Source organism: Rhizobium sp. AG207R, from assembly GCF_027109195.1.
GTDB lineage: Bacteria > Pseudomonadota > Alphaproteobacteria > Rhizobiales > Rhizobiaceae > Rhizobium > Rhizobium dioscoreae.
The window spans coordinates 216,813-233,712 of the sequence record NZ_JAEPVT010000006.1 but is presented as its reverse complement, the minus strand read 5'-3'; the positions used below and the strand labels follow the sequence as shown (position 1 = coordinate 233,712).

The 16,900-nt window shown below is 56.5% G+C and carries 32 protein-coding genes and 1 tRNA gene; 6 read left to right on the top strand and 27 right to left on the bottom strand.

The genetic code is table 11. The features are described 5' to 3' along the window. Positions 1 to 73 precede the first annotated feature (73 nt). The 3 genes from JJQ51_RS16265 to JJQ51_RS16255 all read left to right on the top strand — a co-directional run bounded on the left by JJQ51_RS16265 (position 74) and on the right by JJQ51_RS16255 (position 1,572). Complete coding sequence (locus tag JJQ51_RS16265; protein WP_269244953.1) at positions 74 to 499, top strand: secondary thiamine-phosphate synthase enzyme YjbQ; 426 nt, start codon at positions 74 to 76, stop codon at positions 497 to 499. 178 nt (positions 500 to 677) lie between these two features. Continuing rightward, positions 678 to 983: a hypothetical protein gene (locus JJQ51_RS16260; protein WP_069612602.1), complete on the top strand. Its 306-nt coding sequence runs from the start codon at positions 678 to 680 to the stop codon at positions 981 to 983. Positions 984 to 1,230: 247 nt separating this feature from the next. After that, positions 1,231 to 1,572 (top strand): hypothetical protein, encoded by a 342-nt coding sequence (locus tag JJQ51_RS16255; RefSeq protein WP_095435347.1) that lies wholly within the window; start codon positions 1,231 to 1,233, stop codon positions 1,570 to 1,572. 127 nt (positions 1,573 to 1,699) lie between these two features. On the opposite strand, the gene JJQ51_RS16250 is transcribed toward JJQ51_RS16255, so the two are convergent. After that, the gene (locus tag JJQ51_RS16250; protein WP_269244952.1) at positions 1,700 to 2,443 is read right to left on the bottom strand and encodes an SIMPL domain-containing protein; all 744 of its coding nucleotides are present in this window, start codon (positions 2,441 to 2,443) and stop codon (positions 1,700 to 1,702) included. A gap of 163 nt (positions 2,444 to 2,606) precedes the next feature. Here JJQ51_RS16250 and JJQ51_RS16245 point away from each other — a divergent pair. Then, positions 2,607 to 2,682: transfer RNA gene (locus JJQ51_RS16245), tRNA-Ile, on the top strand. Between the two features lie 8 nt (positions 2,683 to 2,690). On the opposite strand, the gene JJQ51_RS16240 is transcribed toward JJQ51_RS16245, so the two are convergent. The 25 genes from JJQ51_RS16240 to JJQ51_RS16120 form a co-directional block, all read right to left on the bottom strand. Continuing rightward, on the bottom strand, positions 2,691 to 3,806 hold the full coding sequence (locus JJQ51_RS16240; protein ID WP_269244951.1) for a tyrosine-type recombinase/integrase: 1,116 nt from the start codon (positions 3,804 to 3,806) through the stop codon (positions 2,691 to 2,693). Beyond that, positions 3,806 to 3,982 (bottom strand): hypothetical protein, encoded by a 177-nt coding sequence (locus JJQ51_RS16235; RefSeq protein ID WP_269244950.1) that lies wholly within the window; start codon positions 3,980 to 3,982, stop codon positions 3,806 to 3,808. Before JJQ51_RS16235 ends, JJQ51_RS16240 begins: the two co-directional genes overlap by 1 nt. Further along, entirely contained in the window at positions 3,979 to 4,302 is a 324-nt protein-coding gene (locus tag JJQ51_RS16230; protein ID WP_269244949.1) for a hypothetical protein, read from the bottom strand. The genes JJQ51_RS16235 and JJQ51_RS16230 overlap by 4 nt, the downstream gene beginning before the upstream one ends. Beyond that, positions 4,302 to 4,577, bottom strand: coding sequence for a hypothetical protein (locus tag JJQ51_RS16225; protein ID WP_269244948.1), 276 nt, complete (start codon positions 4,575 to 4,577; stop codon positions 4,302 to 4,304). The genes JJQ51_RS16230 and JJQ51_RS16225 overlap by 1 nt, the downstream gene beginning before the upstream one ends. After that, positions 4,574 to 4,765, bottom strand: coding sequence for a hypothetical protein (locus JJQ51_RS16220; RefSeq protein ID WP_269244947.1), 192 nt, complete (start codon positions 4,763 to 4,765; stop codon positions 4,574 to 4,576). Before JJQ51_RS16220 ends, JJQ51_RS16225 begins: the two co-directional genes overlap by 4 nt. Further along, entirely contained in the window at positions 4,762 to 5,118 is a 357-nt protein-coding gene (locus JJQ51_RS16215; RefSeq protein WP_269244946.1) for a hypothetical protein, read from the bottom strand. Before JJQ51_RS16215 ends, JJQ51_RS16220 begins: the two co-directional genes overlap by 4 nt. Positions 5,119 to 5,287: 169 nt before the next feature. After that, entirely contained in the window at positions 5,288 to 5,590 is a 303-nt protein-coding gene (locus tag JJQ51_RS16210; protein ID WP_269244945.1) for a hypothetical protein, read from the bottom strand. After that, positions 5,587 to 6,153 carry a hypothetical protein gene (locus JJQ51_RS16205; RefSeq protein WP_269244944.1) on the bottom strand — a complete coding sequence of 189 codons (567 nt, stop codon included), beginning with the start codon at positions 6,151 to 6,153 and terminating at the stop codon, positions 5,587 to 5,589. The genes JJQ51_RS16210 and JJQ51_RS16205 overlap by 4 nt, the downstream gene beginning before the upstream one ends. Beyond that, complete coding sequence (locus tag JJQ51_RS16200; protein ID WP_269244943.1) at positions 6,153 to 6,380, bottom strand: hypothetical protein; 228 nt, start codon at positions 6,378 to 6,380, stop codon at positions 6,153 to 6,155. The genes JJQ51_RS16205 and JJQ51_RS16200 overlap by 1 nt, the downstream gene beginning before the upstream one ends. After that, positions 6,380 to 6,691, bottom strand: a complete 312-nt coding sequence (locus JJQ51_RS16195) for a hypothetical protein (protein WP_269244942.1) — start codon at positions 6,689 to 6,691, stop codon at positions 6,380 to 6,382. Before JJQ51_RS16195 ends, JJQ51_RS16200 begins: the two co-directional genes overlap by 1 nt. After that, positions 6,688 to 7,701: a hypothetical protein gene (locus tag JJQ51_RS16190; RefSeq protein WP_269244941.1), complete on the bottom strand. Its 1,014-nt coding sequence runs from the start codon at positions 7,699 to 7,701 to the stop codon at positions 6,688 to 6,690. Before JJQ51_RS16190 ends, JJQ51_RS16195 begins: the two co-directional genes overlap by 4 nt. Positions 7,702 to 7,714: 13 nt before the next feature. After that, the gene (locus tag JJQ51_RS16185) at positions 7,715 to 8,302 is read right to left on the bottom strand and encodes a hypothetical protein (protein ID WP_269244940.1); all 588 of its coding nucleotides are present in this window, start codon (positions 8,300 to 8,302) and stop codon (positions 7,715 to 7,717) included. Positions 8,303 to 8,397: 95 nt separating this feature from the next. Continuing rightward, the gene (locus JJQ51_RS16180; protein ID WP_269244939.1) at positions 8,398 to 8,769 is read right to left on the bottom strand and encodes an HNH endonuclease; all 372 of its coding nucleotides are present in this window, start codon (positions 8,767 to 8,769) and stop codon (positions 8,398 to 8,400) included. Beyond that, positions 8,766 to 8,939 (bottom strand): hypothetical protein, encoded by a 174-nt coding sequence (locus tag JJQ51_RS16175; RefSeq protein WP_269244938.1) that lies wholly within the window; start codon positions 8,937 to 8,939, stop codon positions 8,766 to 8,768. Before JJQ51_RS16175 ends, JJQ51_RS16180 begins: the two co-directional genes overlap by 4 nt. Then, positions 8,936 to 9,271, bottom strand: coding sequence for a hypothetical protein (locus JJQ51_RS16170; RefSeq protein WP_269244937.1), 336 nt, complete (start codon positions 9,269 to 9,271; stop codon positions 8,936 to 8,938). Before JJQ51_RS16170 ends, JJQ51_RS16175 begins: the two co-directional genes overlap by 4 nt. Further along, a complete protein-coding gene (locus JJQ51_RS16165; RefSeq protein WP_269244936.1) occupies positions 9,268 to 9,726 on the bottom strand; it encodes a hypothetical protein in 459 nt (152 codons plus the stop codon). Before JJQ51_RS16165 ends, JJQ51_RS16170 begins: the two co-directional genes overlap by 4 nt. 2 nt (positions 9,727 to 9,728) lie before the next feature. After that, positions 9,729 to 10,529 carry a hypothetical protein gene (locus tag JJQ51_RS16160; RefSeq protein WP_269244935.1) on the bottom strand — a complete coding sequence of 267 codons (801 nt, stop codon included), beginning with the start codon at positions 10,527 to 10,529 and terminating at the stop codon, positions 9,729 to 9,731. After that, positions 10,526 to 11,488 (bottom strand): PD-(D/E)XK nuclease family protein, encoded by a 963-nt coding sequence (locus tag JJQ51_RS16155; RefSeq protein ID WP_269244934.1) that lies wholly within the window; start codon positions 11,486 to 11,488, stop codon positions 10,526 to 10,528. The genes JJQ51_RS16160 and JJQ51_RS16155 overlap by 4 nt, the downstream gene beginning before the upstream one ends. Beyond that, positions 11,485 to 11,670: a hypothetical protein gene (locus tag JJQ51_RS16150; protein WP_269244933.1), complete on the bottom strand. Its 186-nt coding sequence runs from the start codon at positions 11,668 to 11,670 to the stop codon at positions 11,485 to 11,487. Before JJQ51_RS16150 ends, JJQ51_RS16155 begins: the two co-directional genes overlap by 4 nt. Then, a complete protein-coding gene (locus JJQ51_RS16145) occupies positions 11,654 to 11,833 on the bottom strand; it encodes a hypothetical protein (protein WP_269244932.1) in 180 nt (59 codons plus the stop codon). Before JJQ51_RS16145 ends, JJQ51_RS16150 begins: the two co-directional genes overlap by 17 nt. Positions 11,834 to 11,978: 145 nt before the next feature. Next, on the bottom strand, positions 11,979 to 12,335 hold the full coding sequence (locus JJQ51_RS16140) for a hypothetical protein (RefSeq protein ID WP_269244931.1): 357 nt from the start codon (positions 12,333 to 12,335) through the stop codon (positions 11,979 to 11,981). 18 nt (positions 12,336 to 12,353) lie between these two features. Then, complete coding sequence (locus tag JJQ51_RS16135) at positions 12,354 to 13,733, bottom strand: DUF6745 domain-containing protein (protein WP_269244930.1); 1,380 nt, start codon at positions 13,731 to 13,733, stop codon at positions 12,354 to 12,356. Positions 13,734 to 13,758: 25 nt separating this feature from the next. Continuing rightward, the gene (locus tag JJQ51_RS16130) at positions 13,759 to 14,139 is read right to left on the bottom strand and encodes a hypothetical protein (protein WP_269244929.1); all 381 of its coding nucleotides are present in this window, start codon (positions 14,137 to 14,139) and stop codon (positions 13,759 to 13,761) included. A gap of 10 nt (positions 14,140 to 14,149) precedes the next feature. Next, on the bottom strand, positions 14,150 to 14,467 hold the full coding sequence (locus JJQ51_RS16125; protein WP_269244928.1) for a helix-turn-helix domain-containing protein: 318 nt from the start codon (positions 14,465 to 14,467) through the stop codon (positions 14,150 to 14,152). Positions 14,468 to 14,682: 215 nt separating this feature from the next. Continuing rightward, positions 14,683 to 14,964, bottom strand: coding sequence for an Arc family DNA-binding protein (locus JJQ51_RS16120; protein WP_269244927.1), 282 nt, complete (start codon positions 14,962 to 14,964; stop codon positions 14,683 to 14,685). 334 nt (positions 14,965 to 15,298) lie between these two features. Here JJQ51_RS16120 and JJQ51_RS16115 point away from each other — a divergent pair, with 334 nt between their 5' ends. Further along, entirely contained in the window at positions 15,299 to 15,658 is a 360-nt protein-coding gene (locus JJQ51_RS16115; protein ID WP_269244926.1) for a hypothetical protein, read from the top strand. Between the two features lie 27 nt (positions 15,659 to 15,685). On the opposite strand, the gene JJQ51_RS16110 is transcribed toward JJQ51_RS16115, so the two are convergent. Beyond that, the gene (locus JJQ51_RS16110; protein ID WP_269244925.1) at positions 15,686 to 16,405 is read right to left on the bottom strand and encodes a S24 family peptidase; all 720 of its coding nucleotides are present in this window, start codon (positions 16,403 to 16,405) and stop codon (positions 15,686 to 15,688) included. A gap of 192 nt (positions 16,406 to 16,597) precedes the next feature. Between JJQ51_RS16110 and JJQ51_RS16105 the strand changes: the two genes are divergently transcribed. Then, entirely contained in the window at positions 16,598 to 16,801 is a 204-nt protein-coding gene (locus JJQ51_RS16105) for a carph-isopro domain-containing protein (protein WP_269244924.1), read from the top strand. Positions 16,802 to 16,900: the final 99 nt, after the last annotated feature.

Here is a 16,900-nt window from a genome sequence, read left to right as displayed (position 1 = left end):
GGTGGCCGGGCTTGACATTCCGGCCACTCGCCCGACCTGATGCGGATCGCTATCGCCATGCCCGGAGGATGCAATGCCGCAAACAGTGATCACGCTTTCGACTCATGGCCAGGGGCTCTATGAATTTACCGATCAGGCGGCGGAATTCGTCCGCGCCGCGGCAGGCGGCGGCGAGGGGCTTCTGAACGTCTTCGTCCGCCACACCTCCTGTTCCCTCCTGATCCAGGAAAATGCCGATCCCGATGTGAAGACCGATCTCAAGGCCTTCTTCAGCCGGCTCGTGCCGCCATCCTCGGATCCTTCGATGCGCTGGATCGTGCACACGATGGAGGGGCCGGACGATATGCCGGCGCATATCAAAGCCGCACTGATGCAGGTCTCGATCGGCATTCCGGTGACGCACGGTCGGCTGGCGCTCGGCACCTGGCAGGGCATCTACGTTTTCGAGCATCGCGACCGGCCGCATCGGCGCGAAATCGTGCTGCATTTTTCCGCCTGAGCCGCGCTCCTTATTGCGTCAATAGATTGTTAACCGTCGTGAATACAATCTGAACGGCCAATTCGTGTTCGGTTCAGCTTGGCTGACCTAACGTGGCCCCAATCCCGAGGCATTGCCGATGGCGAGGCCAATAATGGGATTGCAACGATCCGCAGCAAGGATTTGAAGGAGAAACACCATGACCAATCTTTTCGCCAAGGCAGGTATTGCAGCTCTCATCGCGCTCGGCGCCATGTCCGCAACGGTCGTCACGGCCTCCGCCAACGACTTCCATCCCGGTATTCAGCAGGCTCGCTATGACCACCCGCGCGGTCGCATGTGCTCGCCGCGCCTCGCCGTCGAGAAAGCACGGGACATGGGTCTGCGCCGCGCCCGCATCGACAATGTCACGCCGCGCCGCGTCGTTGTTGAAGGTTTCGGCCGCCGTGGTCCGGATCGGGTTGTCTTCGCCAACGCACCGGGTTGCCCGCTGATCCGTCGCTAATCGCAGCGCTCCCAAGTTTTCCACATCTATTCGATGGATTCGAAGTCGCCTCCGAAGGGGAGGCGGCTTTATTTTTTATGTTGTGCTATTATCGGCCATCTGGTTTCCCTTTAGCGTTCAATGTAGCTGAATAATGGATGAATGGCTGATTCTGAGCTCATTCAGCATAGCGCCGCTACCTCTTGGGCACTCGCTCAGCAAATATTGCAGGCGTGAGAAAGAAGCCCTCTGCTTCATGGAGAATATAATGAAACAAATGCTGGCAAAATTGGGAGTCGCCGCCTGCGTCGCAGTGACCGCCCTGTCGGGCACGGCGGATTTTGCCTCCGCACAGGGTGTGGATATCTATGTCAATCCGGGCCGTCATCGCCCGCCACCGCCGGATTATGACCGTCCGCCGCCGCCGCGTTTTGACCGCCGCGGCTGCGATCCTCGTCAGGCCGTGGACGTTGCCCGCAGCTATGGTCTGCGCCGCGCCCGTGTTGTGGATGTGACGCCGCGTCGCGTCGTCGTCGACGGTTTCGGCCGCCGCGGTCCGGATACGATGATGTTTGCCAATGTTCGCGGTTGCCCGCTTCTGGGTCGCTGACAAGCAAAGCGGGCGCACGAGGCGCCCGTTTTCATTCTCTGACCTTTTCGCCTTTTTTTGGCGGGGGCCGCGGAACCGCCCTTTGCTCGATCCGATCGGATCTGAGCGAAGGGCGGTTTTGTTTTGATTACTGCTGGATCGCGTAGGTGATGCTCACCGATGCGTTGTATTCGTTTTCTCCGGTGGCGACGGGAACTACCTTGTCCATCGGAGCCGCCGCGGCCATGCTGCGCATATAGGGCTGCGGCGGGGCTGCAATGCCGCCTTCGTGGATCGCGATAACGCGGCCGAGCTTGACGCCGGCGGCATCCGTCAAGGTCTTTGCTTTGGCGGCAGCGTCGGCGACTGCCTTCTTGCGGGCCTCTTCGATCGTGGCGTCGGGCTTGTCGTTGGTGAACTGGATATCGCCGCCTTGATTGATGCCGAGCTTGACCGCCTGGTCGAGCAGCCCGCCGAGCTTGGAGAGATCACGCACGCGAACGGTCAAGCCGTTCGTCACCTGGTAGCCGTTCAGAACCGGCGGCTGGTTGTGGCCGTCCTTGTCGTTCGGATAGGTATATTGCGGCTGAATGGAAAAGCCGGAGGTCTGCAGATCACGCTCTGCAATGCCGCTTTCCTTCAGCGTTGCCAGCACGGCGCCCATGGCCTTGTTGTTCTGATCGAGTGCATCCTGGGCCGCCTTGGCCTGCTGAACGACTGCGAGCGTTACGACAGCCATATCCGGCGCGACGGAAGCATGTCCCTCACCGGTGACGGTGATGACAGCCTCGCGCGGCTTGGCATCTTCGGCAAAGGCTGCAGCCGCAGGCACGAAGAAAGTGGCGCTGACAAGAGCGGCAAGAGCAAAATCTCTGGTTTTCGTCAGAAGCATGATTCGTTCCTTGGTTGATGATCCCTCGAGATCCGCTTTTGCGGATTGATTGTGAAGGTATTACGGCAGTCCCTTGTCGGAAAACAGAAATTGGGTTAGAGCCAAGTCGTCTTCGGGGAACCATTGCTCCGGAGTCGCGAGCGCGGAGTCTCAATCTTGCGCTGGGCCTGTAGCTCAATGGTTAGAGCCGGCGGCTCATAACCGCTTGGTTGGGGGTTCGAGTCCCTCCGGGCCCACCATTCATTTTCTAACTAACTGATTTCGTTTCGTTTTCTGAAACATTCCCCTCGCAGGATTCACATGGAGGGGCGAGTTCGTTCGCCAACTGTTCAGACACAATGCGCGAAGCCTTCACTCCAAGCCGTGCTCTGTCGGCCCCTTTCGTGTAAACTTCCGCCTGTTTAGAGTTCGTCCATCCGAATTGGCTCATAAGCTCATGAGCCGTAGCGCCGCCATTTGCTGCCATGGTCGCCGCCAATTTCCTCAAGCCGTGAGTATTTTTCTCAATATCGGCTTTGCGTGCCGCATCCCCAAACCAATTACCGAACCCTGGTACGGAAAATGGTTTCCCGTACTCTGTGACGAGGAAATGCAGATCACCCGTTTTCGTAGCGTCGATGATATCGAGGACACGTTGAGGCAATTCGACAGTGATCCTGGCGCCTGTCTTAAAGGTTTTCATCGAGGCGACGTTTCCACGAAGATGCTGGCGTCCGAGCTTCACGAGATCCGATCGCCGCAGACCGGTATGCATTGCTAACTCAAGAGCAAGACGCTGCTTCGTGCCAATAGGCCACTTTAGGCAGAATGCACGAACGTCCTCAATATCCCATGCTGGGAACCCGTCACCATCAAGCTTATTTCGCGCTACCCCTTCTGCCGGGTTCGCCTTCATGTGGCCGTCGCTGACTGCCCACTTACAAAGAGCAGACATTGTTTTGAGATAGTTGTTTGCGGCAGCCGGCGTTGCCCGACGATCCTCCATTCCGTAAGAGATCGCCTTTTTCGTGATCGCAGAAATTGGAGCGCTATAAAGCGAGTTTCCATTCTTGTCTTTTTTTGCCTTGATCTGCAGGAATATATTGCTTCTCTGCTTTCTGGTGGCTGCCTTGAGATCTCTCCACGCTCCGCTCTCCATATAACGACCGATCAGCCACCCGATGGTTTTCGGCAGTTCCTTTTGCCCGGCATCAAAAGGCAAGCCTTTGAGCGCAGCATCATAGGCAGTCTTGAAACGCTTATCGTTGGCATGCGGCAAACGCGTACGTGGGCCTTTCCCGATACGGAAATAGAAGACCCATTCGCCCTTACGGTTTTTCTGGCGAACGACATAGAGAGGAAGCTTGCGGGGCATGTCCTCCATCAGAGACGAATCTCCTCTTCTTCCGCAATCTCTCGTTCCCTGTGATTAGCGGGGATATCGGGCGAAACGCCGATCTTTTTTCCGTCGATCTCTATCCAGACGGTAACGCCGTCGCGCTTGGCAACCTTCGCCATGCGGTGGAGATCGGATTCCTTGATGAGCGCAGAGGCCGTCATTCCCCCTCCTTCCCGTCGTTGGCATTTTGTTCCTGCAATAGAGTGGGGGAGGAGTCCGAAAGGGCGCGGATTGCCGAAGCAATAGATCGAGCACCAAGACGCATAGCCTCAGTTTCTGAGCCCATACCGGAGCACTCAGACTTGGCATGATCGTCTGCGATCTTGGCAGATTCTTCCAAAGCCTCGCGCCAGCATTCAATAAACATACGCTCAATGATGGCGTCTACCTCTGGAATGTGGTGGATCGGATCAGTCTTCGATGCGGCGATGGCATAACGAATTTCGAGGCCGGTATTGTACGCAATTTTGCGGATATCCATTACCAGAGGTCCTCCGAAAAGAGCCGCGGCGATTTCTCCGTCCTATTGGTTTCGGTGAGGATCTGCCCAGCCTTGAGCGCGATGTAGTAGGCTTCCACCCGGTTCACGAAGCGACCGGTATCAGTCAGGAAGCCTTGGGTCTCGGGCGTTGCCTTTGTGCCGTTGATCCCCATTTCCAAATCCATGGTTTGGATGATGGTGTGGTGGCGAGCCGGTGGTGGGAGCGAAATCGTCCCGGCAAACTGGATAGCGGCGGCGATGATGCGTTCCGTCACTTCCCCGCCTCCTCGTTAAGAGCGGCGCGGCGCTCAAGGTTGATACCTGCATGGTAAAGCCACCACGCAATGCGATGTTTTATCCAGTTGTCGGGAGGGCCATACGGATATTGTCGAAATGACAGATCAGTTCGCCAAAGCTTCAGCGCAGTATAGATACAGATACCGGCGATCAACTTCACCATCATTGACCCTCCAGCTTAGAGAGGAGGGCGCGGGCGACACGTAGGTCGCCGACGCGCAGTTTTGACGACATCACCTTGGAATAAAGCTTAATCTTGATGACATAATCATCCGGCGCCTTGTCGTCGGGCCATGTTGCGCACTCGGCTGCAAACGGCTCTAGCACCTTCCTCACCTCTTCCATCACCTCTGCATGGCGATGGCGTTCGGAGAGGATAAGGCGGGAAAAGCTATCTGCTAGCCCATCTATGGCGTGTGGTGAAAGAGAGCCCTTAGAGTTCCCAGCGTGCAACCATTTTGCATAGATCTCAGCCTCAAGGATTCCAGCCTGAATTATTTCGTCGGGAATCTTGCTCATGGCCTGGATTCCTTGTTCTTGCGGATCGCGTTCCGGCTCGTGACCATGGTGTAGCCATCAGGGAAACGGACGCAGCAGCTATTCATGGTGCCGCGTGCCAAAACCTCGCAGGGCTGGCCTTTCCGGCCTTGGCGATCCCATCTGTAAATGTATGGAAGAAGTGCTGCGCTCATTGCAGCGGCCCTCCGTTGGCAATCCCCTCGGCTTGCATACGCGCTTGGGGGATGTAGGAGGTAACGAAGGCCTCAAGCTCATCATGGGCCAAGGGGGCATCGACGACAAAGGAATGCAGAATTCCCATAAGCCCTGTCAGGATGCCGCCTGTCACGACTTCGATTTGCTCGGCCGGCTGAAGACTGCGGAAGTCTGGGTTGTTGAATATGGAGATGCCCAGAGATGCAACCTTTCGGCGGATCTCGTCTGCCATCGCATCGGTCTTGCTGTTGGGATCGAAAGGTTTGGGCGCGCTCATGGCTTCTCCCCTTCGTTAGAGGGGGACGGTGGAGCGGGGAGATTGGTGACCTTGATCCCAACATAGCATCCGGCCGCTTTGGCGAGCTTTGGGCCGTCCTCAAGCCATCTCGCAAACTGTTCAGCCGGAGATTTTGCAATCAGATCGTAAGGAGCAACACCAAGGAGCATCATCGCTCCTGTGGCATCAACCTGAAGCTTGGCATCCTCTTCATTATCGAAATAGATCCATCCATCGGCGTAGTCTTTAACGAACCATCCGCGGACTATCGATCCATCCCCGCCGTTTCCGGCTTCTATAGGGGCGTGGAGGGGCGAAGCGTTAATCATCGCCTCCCAAGCCAAGCGGCCGTTGGCGAATGCATTGATTCCCAATCCGTTCTGAAGCTCGCAGTAGGCAGAAATCATAGCGGGCGTGGGTTCGCGGGGTACGACTATGCCGCCTATAGAGGAGAAGTAATCTCGAACGACATTTTCCGCGATGGTCTCGAATGTGCAATCTTGTGTCCATTGGATGCCGTTCGCGGCAGCCTGAATGGCCTTATCGTGCGGGGTGGTGGTCATCAGGTCCATCCATCGTCAAGACCGGCCTGGCGTGCATGCTCGATTGGCATGGAGGCGGTTATGTCGTCGATTTTGGTGAAGTATTGTCGATTTACGGATCGCTCCGCATAATCAGATGAGAGAAGTGCCCCGGTGGCTGTCTCCTTGACAATCATCAGGATCACATTGTGCTGGCGAGCTGATTTTTCGGGGGTTCTGCCGAAAAATAGCGAGAATAATTTCCGCATTACTCCCCTCCTTTATAGAGAGGGGCGGCGGAAGAGCGACTTGGGAGGAACTGAAAAGGAATAACTTCTCCATCGGCAACAAAATCGTCCAGATACATTGGACTATAGCCGGTGTGTTTGAAGTGAAGTCCGCGTTTCCCTTCATAAAGCTTTTTGAAGCACTGTTCGCCAGTCTCGAAATTTATGGCCCGCACATAGAGATCTAGGCCACGCTGCTGGTTTGGATGCTGCTTATGCTCAATCGGCCCTTCGATAATCCCAAACGTGGGGTATTGTGGGTCATATTTGACGGCGATTTTTTTTATGCTCATCCCCGCTCTCCCTTCGCTACATGCTGGAGGGCGGAACGAACGTCGGCTCCAGACTTACCGGCGGTGTCAGGAAGAAGCCTGATTTCGGCTATCCCTACGTGTTCCTCAAATTCCTTTGCCCAAGGGTAAACATCTTCGAGATTGTCGACATCTGCATCACCCAATTCGAATGAGCCGCCCTCCATCCGATAGACGTTCCCATAGCCGAGCAACTCGGTCTTATGACGCGGTATCTCCTTCAGCGCGGCGATATCGGAGGCGGGGGTGGGCTCGACTGCCTTATCCCAACATTCGGCGCTGCAAACCCATCGCCCATCGGAAAGCTCGCATTCGGAACCGCCGTCGCCTTCAACAGTCGAAAGCCCCTTCTTGCCGCACATGCAGCATTGTGGCAACACTGGAGAGGAGAGAGCGGAGCGGATGCGTTCCCCCACGAGCTGATATAATGCTCGTTGCCTGTCAGGATCACCGGAATTTTCGATGCTGTAGCCGAGCACGGCGTCAACAACTTCAACTGCGAGCGCATATGTGTCGGCCTTCACCGCCACAGGCAGCGGCGCGGGTATTAGCGCGGCGTTATGGGCATCTGCAATCCTAGCTACGGTATCTCGATGCACCTTAATAGGGCGCAGGATAGCGTCATCGTCATTGCCTGCCTGTTCAAGCTCGATGCCCCAATATCCGTGGATGGTGTCTTCGAAGATGCGCCAACGGGACGAAACCTCCTTCGATTCAACAGGCAGCGGCGCGGGTGAGGCGTATAGGGGGCGCAGGTTTCGAATGCCCTGCGCATCGGATGGCTTCTTTGCCGAAAGACGCTTGTCCCAACCAATAAACGCTCCGTCACGACCGCCCATATAATTGGCGACTTCATATTCCCATGCCACCGGCTCTCCGGGTAGGAGCGCAAGGGCGGCCGCAAGGCCATCTTCTAGGCCATGGATTGCGCCGGTTCGCTGGACTTCCACTTTGCTCCAGAAGGCTTCGATCATTTCAGGTGTCGGAGTCATGCATTGATTTCCTTCAGCAGGAGCACGAGAAATAGGTCGCGCGGTCTTCGGTCCTGATCTTATGGCCGGTTACAATCTCGATATGGTCCCAAAATTCAGGAGGGATCTCGCCATGCGCATCTTGACCGTTGAAGTGCAGATATTCAGAACTCCAGCTATCGGCATTGTCGATTGCCGCGGCGATCACCGTTTTGTAGTCGGGACAATCAGAGTTTGAGATAAAATCGCGTAGCCACTTTTCCGAGGCGGCTTTCTTCTCTGCTTCGGTCACGACTGGCGCAGAAGGCGCGATATCGCTCGAAAATGCCGGATGCTCCCAAACGTGTCTGAGCGACGTGATAGTACGAGGATAGACGACAAGCCAGAAGTGTTGGCCCGGCGCTACGAAGCCCTCAAGGAACGGATCGACAATGCCGATGTGTTTGCCTTGCGTGCCAACGCCACCGTCGACAAAGCCGACGTGCTGGCCTGGATAAAGCTTCTCCACAGCGATTACCGGCTCGACAGCGAGGTGTATGGCATCACGGCCCGCGTTTTCATCGATAATGGTTCCGAGCGTTGCGAGAGCATCAGTTGCTACGGTATGCGTCTGCTTGACCATAATTTCTTCCTTATTGGGTTCCGTAGAGAGGCAAAGCCCACAGGCGGCACATGAGCCGGATAGGCAGCCTTTGGTTCTGAATGGGGCCAGGGAGGTCACTGATCGATCTCCCGATATAGCGGTCTGGGCTGCAGGCTCGGCTTAGGCTGCCGGCGCAATGCCTTTTCGGATTTGGGGAAGCCGGCTGATTTGATCTTCGCCGAAGGCCGCACGGCGCCGGACGCCTTGTCGCGTTGACGATCGGACTTGCGGATGCGCCGAATATCGTCCGCTGTCTTTTCAGCGTGGCAGACGCGGCAGATCAGTCTACCGTTGGCAATCGTTGGTTCGCCGCCAAGGGCGCAAGGAAGGATATGGTCGACCTCTCCATCGCCAGTCTTAAGTACGGCTCTGCACTTTTCGCAGTGGCCGGCGGCGCGGGCGATGATCGCGGCCTTGGTCTTGCGATTGAATTCGAGACGGCTCATCCGCGCCTCCATACCCAAGACAGAATCCGAGCAAAGAGACGACGCCAGCGCTGAGACCGGTTATAGGCCTTGAGTTCAGCGATCCTATCCGCTTTCATCTGCTGATAGGCGAGGGTCGTCGAGCGTGCTTGAGGATATTTCAGAAGATGCTTGCGGATGGCGTCGGTCATGCCGCGGCCTCCTTCGCGCTATCGATGAAGTGGACGCGATAGGTCTTGTCGAAGACTGCTTGGAACTGAGCCGCCACGCTCTCGGACATATCCTCGTAGAAGAAGCTGGCGGCGAGGCTCGCATGCATCTGGACCATGTATGCCGCCAACCCTATAAGCATGTGGTTGACGTCTGCGCCGGGGCGCTGGATCTCGGCATTGACGAAGTCTGTCAGTTCGTCGTGGACCTTCGAGACCGAAAGGCGCGCGATGAAGGCGGTGATAGGATCGCCGCAGGTCAGCGCGTCCTCATCAGACATACTACCTGGCAGGAGACGTTTCTTCGTAGTCATGCCGCCCTCCGGTTCTTCAAATCTTCAGGATTGGTTAGGATGACGCCCTGTTGGGAAAAATGACGATGGACGGCGTCGAGATAGGCCGTCTTCTGGCGCGTCGTCATGATACGGGTAACCCCGAAGTCAAACGGCACCATCATGAGCTTCAGCTTGTGCTCGTAGGGGAGCGGCATGATCACAGCATCATATTCGGCCTTGAACACGTCGTTCTCGTTCCGAAGGATAGGCACGCCGAAGTGAAGCTTGCAGTAGCCGCGCACCTCTTCCGGCGTCTGGTCTCCGAGTTGAGCCGAGATTTCCAATACCCATTGACGCTGAAGGCGGTTCTGATCGCTGGTCCGGTGCTTGCCGTCGGTGATTGACACACTGAATGGGAGCTTCTTGCCCGTGATAAACTTCACCAGCATATCCCGCGCCTGCTCGGTCTCAACTATGCGGTTGTTGGTCGACATCGTCAGAAGGCCTCGGCGTTGTGAAGCTCGCGTCCGGCGGCATTACGGGCTCCGGTACCGCTCTTACGGTCGCCCGGGAAATCGTCGCTGGCCTCTTCAAGCTCCTTCTTTCGCCGAGCAAAACGGCGACGAGCTTCGTCCCAATAGTCTTTTGACCAACCGGCCTTTTGCGCATCTTCTGCCCAAGCGTTCAGAAGCTTTACGACATCACCTGGCGTTCGGCAGTCGACTAATTCGCGTTCGATTTCCCCAAGGCCTCGCTTTTGATCTGCGGCCGTAGCTTTTGGCGGTTTCGTGCTTTCGCCACCGGCTGGGGTGTCATCGTTCTCGCCGTTGGGATCGACAGGATGAAGATCACCCTTATGCCAAAGGTCCAAGGCAGCCCCAAAACGCATTGCTGCGTTCCTCATTGCATCGCCAATAACCTCCTTCACCGCATCGCCGCCGGTTTTGCCGTCAGCGTGGCCGTATCCGAGGCGGGTATGACCGCAGACCGTGAGCTTTATCCACATTCCGCCCATACGGTCGAAGGCTGGCTGACCATCTTGCGTGAATGAAACAGGCTCCCAATTCCAAAGCGGATCTACATCAAGGAGCCGGTCCGTAAGTGCTGCGTGGCCGACGTAATCCAGGTGGATAGTTTCTTTATGATGCCACTGTCCACAAAGCTGGCAGCGGATACCGAGGCGTCGATCACGCTCCCGCTCTTCCTTTTGCTGTTTGGTTTCCTTTGGCTTTTGACTGATCTGGTTATCGGGGAAAGGTGCGCGCAGCGCCTTCAATGCGTCGTCTGTAGACATCATGCGGCCTCCCGCATATCGGCGATTGCGACCTGAAGCTGCTTCGGCACATCGAAAAAGCCGCCGTCCGAAAGCTTCGGGTTCATCAGCCAGTTGAGATAGCTATCGGGAAGCTCGGAAATGTGCTTGCCGGAATGCTTGCCGAACGTGACATAGCCCTGAGCGGCAAGGTCTTCGGTGCCGGGACCGACGAGAAGCTTCAGCTTACCTTCGAGCGCATCCTCATATGCGACACGCATTTCGTCGTCCCAATAGAAGCTCTCGACGTTGAGAGACAGGGATCGGAGCAACTGTTCGCCGTCTTCCGTCTTCGCAAGCGCTTTTTGCAGGCTGAGGGCGGCGCGACGGAAGAGAATAAGCGATGGATCGTCCGGCAAGACTTCAAACGTCGCTGACTTTTTATCGGTCACATAAACCAGATTGACCGGAACGCCGCGCGCCTTGGCATAGAATGCAGCCTGCCAGCGATGCGACATCGACACGTTTTCGAGCTTCGACGGGCAGCGGGTCGTCGTCTTGAGTTCGATGATCGACTTGTCCTCGAAAAGGAAGTCGATCTTGCCGTAGACTGGCACATCAACGTCATCCAGGAAGGCTTCGACGCCGAACTGCGTGCCCATCAGCGGAACCGTCTTGTCCGATGCCGCCATAACAGCTTGCTCGACCATCGCTGGCACCATCGCAGCCGCGGCTTCGATCTCATCTGAAATCTCGCCTTCGGCACGCTGCCAAAAAGTGTCAGTTGCCAGGAGCTTCGCATTTGCCATGCTGTCTTCGCGCGTCCGGTTATGAAGCCAAAACTGTAGGCCGGCCTCGACGGCATCGCCGCGCCACATTTTCTCGTTGGCTTTTCCCTTGATACCGTAGAGCCGGCGAAGGATAAGGGTGGCCGGGGCTGCATCCCATTGCGCAATCATCGTCGGCGACAGGGAGCGAATATTGAAGCGTTCGAAAGCGTTCATTGCATCATCCTCGCGTGGTTCTCGTACCAGTCAGCTCGCTCATCGGCGCGCACGGCGTCGGCAAGCCATTTGTCTCTGAGGGCAGGAGGGGTTTCGTTGCTCTGGGCATCGCGGCGATAATCGGCAGCCAATCGGCGGGCCGCTTCCGCGCCACGAATGAAGTTTTCAGCGGCGTGCGACATGGACGGAGCTCTCCTGATTTCTGAGCTGCTGGACGCGATAGGCCTCATTGGCGTTGTAGAGCGCGGCCCAGCCGATGACGGTGAAGAAGGTGACGAGCATCAGCATGCCGGCGAACTGCTGGCGCGCCGTAAACTGGATGACCGGCGTATTGCTGGTATCCATGATCGATCGCATAGGAGCGACGGCGCATTCGCCGGGGAGGCATGAGCATTCGCGGTGTAATTTCAGGTCACATCTTTGCATTTCGGACCTCGTTAAAAGATGAATTTCGAACTGGGCCCGAAGGCCCACGCCGAACTCCATCGGCCTAGTCTGCGACCCTGCGGGCCAATTCTGCGTAGGGGTCGAATTCGCGTTCCGTCCGGAACATGATCTTGTCGCCGGGATCGAAGGCATGCGGCGCGTGAGTATCGTGGCCGCGAAGATGTTCGAGCCTGCCGGAGCTTTCGAGGATCGCGTACAGAACAGTCATGCCTTGCGGTGCGTCTGGATCGGCGAAGACAGCGACGCGTTCGGCTTCGAGCACGTGATGATGTCCGGTTTCGCTGTGGCCGATAATGAACTTGCCATTCTCCTTCGCCACGGGCTTTGCCGAAGAGGGAATTTCATCGACACGGAACATCCGGATCTCGCCCTGTGCTCCGAGAGTTTCAATAATGCGCATGTGCAGTTCCTTTCAGCTTCAGGTTCTGATGGTGGGAAATTCGAAGGATTCAACAGGAAGGCCGGTTAGCCATGCCTGCGCTGACTTCACGGTCTGGCATTCAGGCGGAACGCCAATCGCGAATTCTCGATTTGTGCCGCAGCGTGCGTGGATGAAGCGGCTCTTGCGGTCGAGATCGGGAAGCTGGACTTCAACGAGCGCGCCGCAAAGCGGATCCGGATGCTCGTCGATGACCTTGGCATTCAGTTCGCGCAGAACATTGTGCCAGCCAACGATTTCAAGAGCGGCGCGACGCTGCTCAATGTTCGCCCAGGTCAGCGCGGTCTTGGCTGTCAGGCTTTCCTTGTCCTCGATCCATTCAGCCGGGATCTGGACGCCATGCCAATAATAAAGGCACCAGCCATCACGCCAGCGATGCGACGGACCATTCTCACAATGTGGGCGGTTCTGGTCGTCTACCTTCAGGGTTTCGGGGAAATCTGACACGAGGCAGAATTCCTCGTGCATGACACGGAACCCGCCGTGGATCGCTGCCTGCTCCCAGTGAGCGTAGCCTTCGTGCTCGCGCAGTTCCAAGCCGAGAATATCGCGGCAAGCCGTCAGGTAGCAGTCATAGCCGGCCCACATGTTGCCGCCCTGATAAGAATTGTACCAACGCGGCGCGCAGCTAATCCCTAGATCGCCGCCAAGCTCCCGGCATACGCGCGCCGCTGCGCTCTCTGCGAGAGCTTTCGCGCCTTTGGCGCTAGACTTTTTATCGTCGGTGGCGGCGCTGGTGGCGGCGTAGGTGGCGGCGTCGGTGGCGGCGCTGGTGGCGGCGTAGGTGGCGGCGCTGGTGGCGGCGTCGGTGGCGGCGTCGGTGGCGGCGCTGGTGGCGGCGCTGGTGGCGGCGTCGGTGGCGGCGCTGGTGGCGGCGTCGGTGGCGGCGTCGGTGGCGGCGTAGGTGGCGGCGCTGGTGGCGGCGTAGGTGGCGGCGTCGGTGGCGGCGTCGGTGGCGGCGCTGGTGGCGGCGTCGGTGGCGGCGTCGGTGGCGGCGTAGGTGGCGGCGTAGGTGGCGGCGTAGGTGGCGGCGTAGGTGGCGGCGTAGGTGGCGGCGCTGGTGGCGGCGTCGGTGGCGGCGCTGGTGGCCTTACCATTCTTTCGAGCATACCAGATCGCTGCCGAAGCACCGTAGGCGAAAGCCATGACGAGAGGCGAAGGAACGATGACAATCCGTGGCGTTTTCAGTCCTGCGACTTTGTAAAGCCCCTCTATCGCGGGAATGATCTTCTCGGGCTCGATAGGCTCAGTGCGCATAGCGCGACCGATCCAGAGCTTAGAATGTTCATCCATGCGTGTTTTTTCTTCCGGCGTAATGCCGCCTTCAGCTCGCGTCTTTGTACGGACGATTTTTGACATGTAGTTTCCTCTTGTGGGCGATTGATCAGCGACCAGCGCGATATTCAGGAACGCGCGTCGTCGAATAGGAGAGCGGCATTCCGCGACGGCGACGAAGGACGGGAGCAGGGTCGACATTGCCGGATACCGCGTCGGCCCATTCACGCGCCGCCTGACCGCCAACGACCGTCTTGTCGTCCTCGATCTGCTTCACGATTTCAGTGAAGAGAAAGGCTCCGACCGGATCGGCGTTGTTGATGCGGCTCGGGCGCGTCAGCACGCTCTTGTTGCCGAGCTGGATCGAAGCGACATAAAATTCGCTGTCATCCTCGCAGGAGCTTTCAAGCGCTGCCTCGCCATAGAAGAGCGCGCCTTCGCCGTAGAGCGGGATCGTCACTTGCTCGAATGTGAATTGAAGAGTTGCCATCGTTCCGTCCTCAGGCGCAAAGCTGCTGAATGTCAGAAAGCTTGGTGCGAAGAGTTTTGACCTCGGCGAGGAGGATTGGCGTTGCCGAACCTTCGCTGTTTCCGAAGTAAACCCCGAGCAAATCCATCGGCTCGATGTTCAGCACCCGGCAGATGGCGACGAGGCTGCCGACCGAAATGCGGTTCGTGCCCTTCTCGTATTTCTGGACCTGCTGGAAAGTGATGCCGAGTGCGGTTGCAAGATCGGTCTGCGTCACGCCACGGATCTTGCGGAAGTCCTTGATGCGGTTTCCGACTTCAACGTCGATATTCTCGATGCGCTTTGCCATTCTCTTCCCTCATCTCCCCGACTTCCTTGCCCGTTGGCTTGTGTCGGTGCGGTGTTGATGAGAGTAGGAATATACGCATGATGCGTAAAGAGCAAGTCCTTTTTACGAATGACGCGTAAAATAATTTGCGCAACCTGCGTAACGCAGTAAACGAAAAAAAACGCCGATCAAATATCGTCGGCGTTCATGGACTGCTCTATTGGGGAAGCGCGACCTTATGGGTTTGGCTTTGGGCGAGCCTCTTCCAATTTTCGTCTAGCGTTTTCCCAGACCTCTTCGCGCTCATCTGGTGGGAATTTAGCGATCAAATCAACTATTTCTTGAAGTTGTTCATTCAATTTTAAGATTGGTGGGTATTCGCGCTCAAGCAGAGCAACCAATTCAGAATTTACGGATCGCCCATTTTCAACTGCGGCGCGCTGAATCCGTTCCTTCAATCCGTCGGGCAAACGGATGATGATCTTGTCTAACGATCGGCTAGGACTCTCGTCGCTCATGCCGCGTGCATACAGGTCACATCGGGGGAAATAAATATTGGCCAGTGGCCATATCTGGTTGACGCGCTTACATGCGTCTGCCCATGATTTATAATGTTCTACTTTACTGAAGGGAGCGTGTCAGAGGGGGCGAGATAAAAACGAAAAAGGCGAAGCGAGTCATGCACGTCCCGCTTCGCCCTATCATCGGAAAACACGTTGAATTCGGAGAAAATCAACATGCAAGGGCATTGTACCATCGGGTCGGTAAAATCGACAGTCACGCGAGAATGTTGGACGGCATTATCCAAAGTAATTACCGACCCACCGGCAAGCAAAGAGATCGGCGCCAAACATGAATGATCTTTTTGCAATCTCAGCATACCACCTGAAGCCAGCCATCGACAATTTCAGGATACATCCCGTCATAGGTGATGCGATGGAGCCGTTACTTCGAGGCGGGCGCGACTTCGTTTTGACAGCGCCTGTGACGACGTATCAAGGTGAGGGGATTTACCTCATCGATGCCGGCTTGGGCATCGAACTCGTTCAGGTAGTTAATACCATGGACGCAGAAGGAAAGCTCTGTCTTTCAAGGGAAAACTCGCGTTACCAGTCGCGCTACGTGCAGCGAGAAAAATTCAACGAAATGGTTGTGGGTATAGTCGTCGCCGATATCCGAACACGGAATGAGCGCTTCCTGACAAGAACATGATGGTTGGGGCGGCTTCGGCCGCCCTTTTCATTTCGACGTGAAGCGACCGATGAAGCGACCGATGATATAAATCTCACTTAGGGCACGCTCCCTAGCAAGGTGCCGTGGGTTATCTGAGGATATCCTAACCATGATTTCCTCCGGGCTATCCCCAGATGTTACCTCAAGGCGCTTGACGACGACGCCGCCAAATTCATCGGCAAGAGCATAAATGCCAGGCGGCGACGGGACGCGGTGTCGCGTGTCGATGAACACAACATCCCCATCTTCTATCGTAGGAAGCATCGAATCTCCCTGTGCGGGAAAAGCTGCAACATGGCTTGCCTTGACGTTCATCCTCATCAGCATCGGCTCGGGAAGGCGCCAATGATCACGGACAACCTCTTGTGAAAAGACGATGCCATTCTTCGACACGTTCTCGAGGAGCGCAACACCTCCTCCGCCTAAGCCAGCAATGATGTCTATCTCTGGGATGTCTTTTGAAGATAGCGCCGGCCGCGGTTCTTCATCGACGACTGGCGCGTCCGGATCGAACGAGGATATCCACGTGCTTGAAGCGCCCGGAAGGCCGGTTAACTCCCAAATCTCAGCCGCGACGATCGGCGGCGCTCCACGCCCGACCAGCGCCTTTATCAGCTTCTTTGCGAGATCCGGGGTGATCGAATCCTTTTTGTATTCTCCATCCTTCACATATCGCTGGATGCTGGACGCGCCCGCCATTCCCATGCGCTGGGCAAGTTCATCCATCGTGAGCCCCGCACGCAACATAAGGCTCCGGATTTTTTGGGTGATTCTCGTGCTGTCCATCATGAAATCGACATTACGCAGTTTGCGTTTACGTTTTCCACGTTGACATATTTACGCAATGTGCGTATGAATGCGTAAAACCAACCATGGACCCGCAAAGTTTCACCGATGAGCCCTGCCGAAAACATTATCATGAACAAGCTTGGTGGCCTTACCAAGACTGCCAGGCTGCTCTCAACCGATGAAAAGGCATTCCCAATTTCCACCGTCCAGGGATGGAAAGACAGGGGAAGAATCCCGCAGGGATACTGGGTGCCAATCATCGAGGCGGCGCGCTCTGAGCTGAACGTTGATCTCAACATAGAGATGTTTCTCCAGTCTGAGGCCGCAGCATGAGCCAAGATATAATCACAGGCTTCATAGCCGTTGCGGCGATCTATTTGATCGGGCTCGCCATTCTTTGGCATCAGGATTCCATCAAATCGCAAGAGGTTG

Coding starts and splice junctions, on each gene's coding strand:
- JJQ51_RS16265 (WP_269244953.1), top strand. CDS start 74: ATGCCGCAAACAGTGATCACGCTTTCGACTCATGGCCAGGGGCTCTAT.
- JJQ51_RS16260 (WP_069612602.1), top strand. CDS start 678: ATGACCAATCTTTTCGCCAAGGCAGGTATTGCAGCTCTCATCGCGCTC.
- JJQ51_RS16255 (WP_095435347.1), top strand. CDS start 1,231: ATGAAACAAATGCTGGCAAAATTGGGAGTCGCCGCCTGCGTCGCAGTG.
- JJQ51_RS16250 (WP_269244952.1), bottom strand. CDS start 2,443: ATGCTTCTGACGAAAACCAGAGATTTTGCTCTTGCCGCTCTTGTCAGC.
- JJQ51_RS16240 (WP_269244951.1), bottom strand. CDS start 3,806: ATGGAGGACATGCCCCGCAAGCTTCCTCTCTATGTCGTTCGCCAGAAA.
- JJQ51_RS16235 (WP_269244950.1), bottom strand. CDS start 3,982: ATGACGGCCTCTGCGCTCATCAAGGAATCCGATCTCCACCGCATGGCG.
- JJQ51_RS16230 (WP_269244949.1), bottom strand. CDS start 4,302: ATGGATATCCGCAAAATTGCGTACAATACCGGCCTCGAAATTCGTTAT.
- JJQ51_RS16220 (WP_269244947.1), bottom strand. CDS start 4,765: ATGATGGTGAAGTTGATCGCCGGTATCTGTATCTATACTGCGCTGAAG.
- JJQ51_RS16215 (WP_269244946.1), bottom strand. CDS start 5,118: ATGAGCAAGATTCCCGACGAAATAATTCAGGCTGGAATCCTTGAGGCT.
- JJQ51_RS16210 (WP_269244945.1), bottom strand. CDS start 5,590: ATGAGCGCGCCCAAACCTTTCGATCCCAACAGCAAGACCGATGCGATG.
- JJQ51_RS16205 (WP_269244944.1), bottom strand. CDS start 6,153: ATGACCACCACCCCGCACGATAAGGCCATTCAGGCTGCCGCGAACGGC.
- JJQ51_RS16200 (WP_269244943.1), bottom strand. CDS start 6,380: ATGCGGAAATTATTCTCGCTATTTTTCGGCAGAACCCCCGAAAAATCA.
- JJQ51_RS16195 (WP_269244942.1), bottom strand. CDS start 6,691: ATGAGCATAAAAAAAATCGCCGTCAAATATGACCCACAATACCCCACG.
- JJQ51_RS16190 (WP_269244941.1), bottom strand. CDS start 7,701: ATGACTCCGACACCTGAAATGATCGAAGCCTTCTGGAGCAAAGTGGAA.
- JJQ51_RS16185 (WP_269244940.1), bottom strand. CDS start 8,302: ATGGTCAAGCAGACGCATACCGTAGCAACTGATGCTCTCGCAACGCTC.
- JJQ51_RS16180 (WP_269244939.1), bottom strand. CDS start 8,769: ATGAGCCGTCTCGAATTCAATCGCAAGACCAAGGCCGCGATCATCGCC.
- JJQ51_RS16175 (WP_269244938.1), bottom strand. CDS start 8,939: ATGACCGACGCCATCCGCAAGCATCTTCTGAAATATCCTCAAGCACGC.
- JJQ51_RS16170 (WP_269244937.1), bottom strand. CDS start 9,271: ATGACTACGAAGAAACGTCTCCTGCCAGGTAGTATGTCTGATGAGGAC.
- JJQ51_RS16165 (WP_269244936.1), bottom strand. CDS start 9,726: ATGTCGACCAACAACCGCATAGTTGAGACCGAGCAGGCGCGGGATATG.
- JJQ51_RS16160 (WP_269244935.1), bottom strand. CDS start 10,529: ATGATGTCTACAGACGACGCATTGAAGGCGCTGCGCGCACCTTTCCCC.
- JJQ51_RS16155 (WP_269244934.1), bottom strand. CDS start 11,488: ATGAACGCTTTCGAACGCTTCAATATTCGCTCCCTGTCGCCGACGATG.
- JJQ51_RS16150 (WP_269244933.1), bottom strand. CDS start 11,670: ATGTCGCACGCCGCTGAAAACTTCATTCGTGGCGCGGAAGCGGCCCGC.
- JJQ51_RS16145 (WP_269244932.1), bottom strand. CDS start 11,833: ATGGATACCAGCAATACGCCGGTCATCCAGTTTACGGCGCGCCAGCAG.
- JJQ51_RS16140 (WP_269244931.1), bottom strand. CDS start 12,335: ATGCGCATTATTGAAACTCTCGGAGCACAGGGCGAGATCCGGATGTTC.
- JJQ51_RS16135 (WP_269244930.1), bottom strand. CDS start 13,733: ATGTCAAAAATCGTCCGTACAAAGACGCGAGCTGAAGGCGGCATTACG.
- JJQ51_RS16130 (WP_269244929.1), bottom strand. CDS start 14,139: ATGGCAACTCTTCAATTCACATTCGAGCAAGTGACGATCCCGCTCTAC.
- JJQ51_RS16125 (WP_269244928.1), bottom strand. CDS start 14,467: ATGGCAAAGCGCATCGAGAATATCGACGTTGAAGTCGGAAACCGCATC.
- JJQ51_RS16120 (WP_269244927.1), bottom strand. CDS start 14,964: ATGAGCGACGAGAGTCCTAGCCGATCGTTAGACAAGATCATCATCCGT.
- JJQ51_RS16115 (WP_269244926.1), top strand. CDS start 15,299: ATGAATGATCTTTTTGCAATCTCAGCATACCACCTGAAGCCAGCCATC.
- JJQ51_RS16110 (WP_269244925.1), bottom strand. CDS start 16,405: ATGGATGAACTTGCCCAGCGCATGGGAATGGCGGGCGCGTCCAGCATC.
- JJQ51_RS16105 (WP_269244924.1), top strand. CDS start 16,598: ATGAACAAGCTTGGTGGCCTTACCAAGACTGCCAGGCTGCTCTCAACC.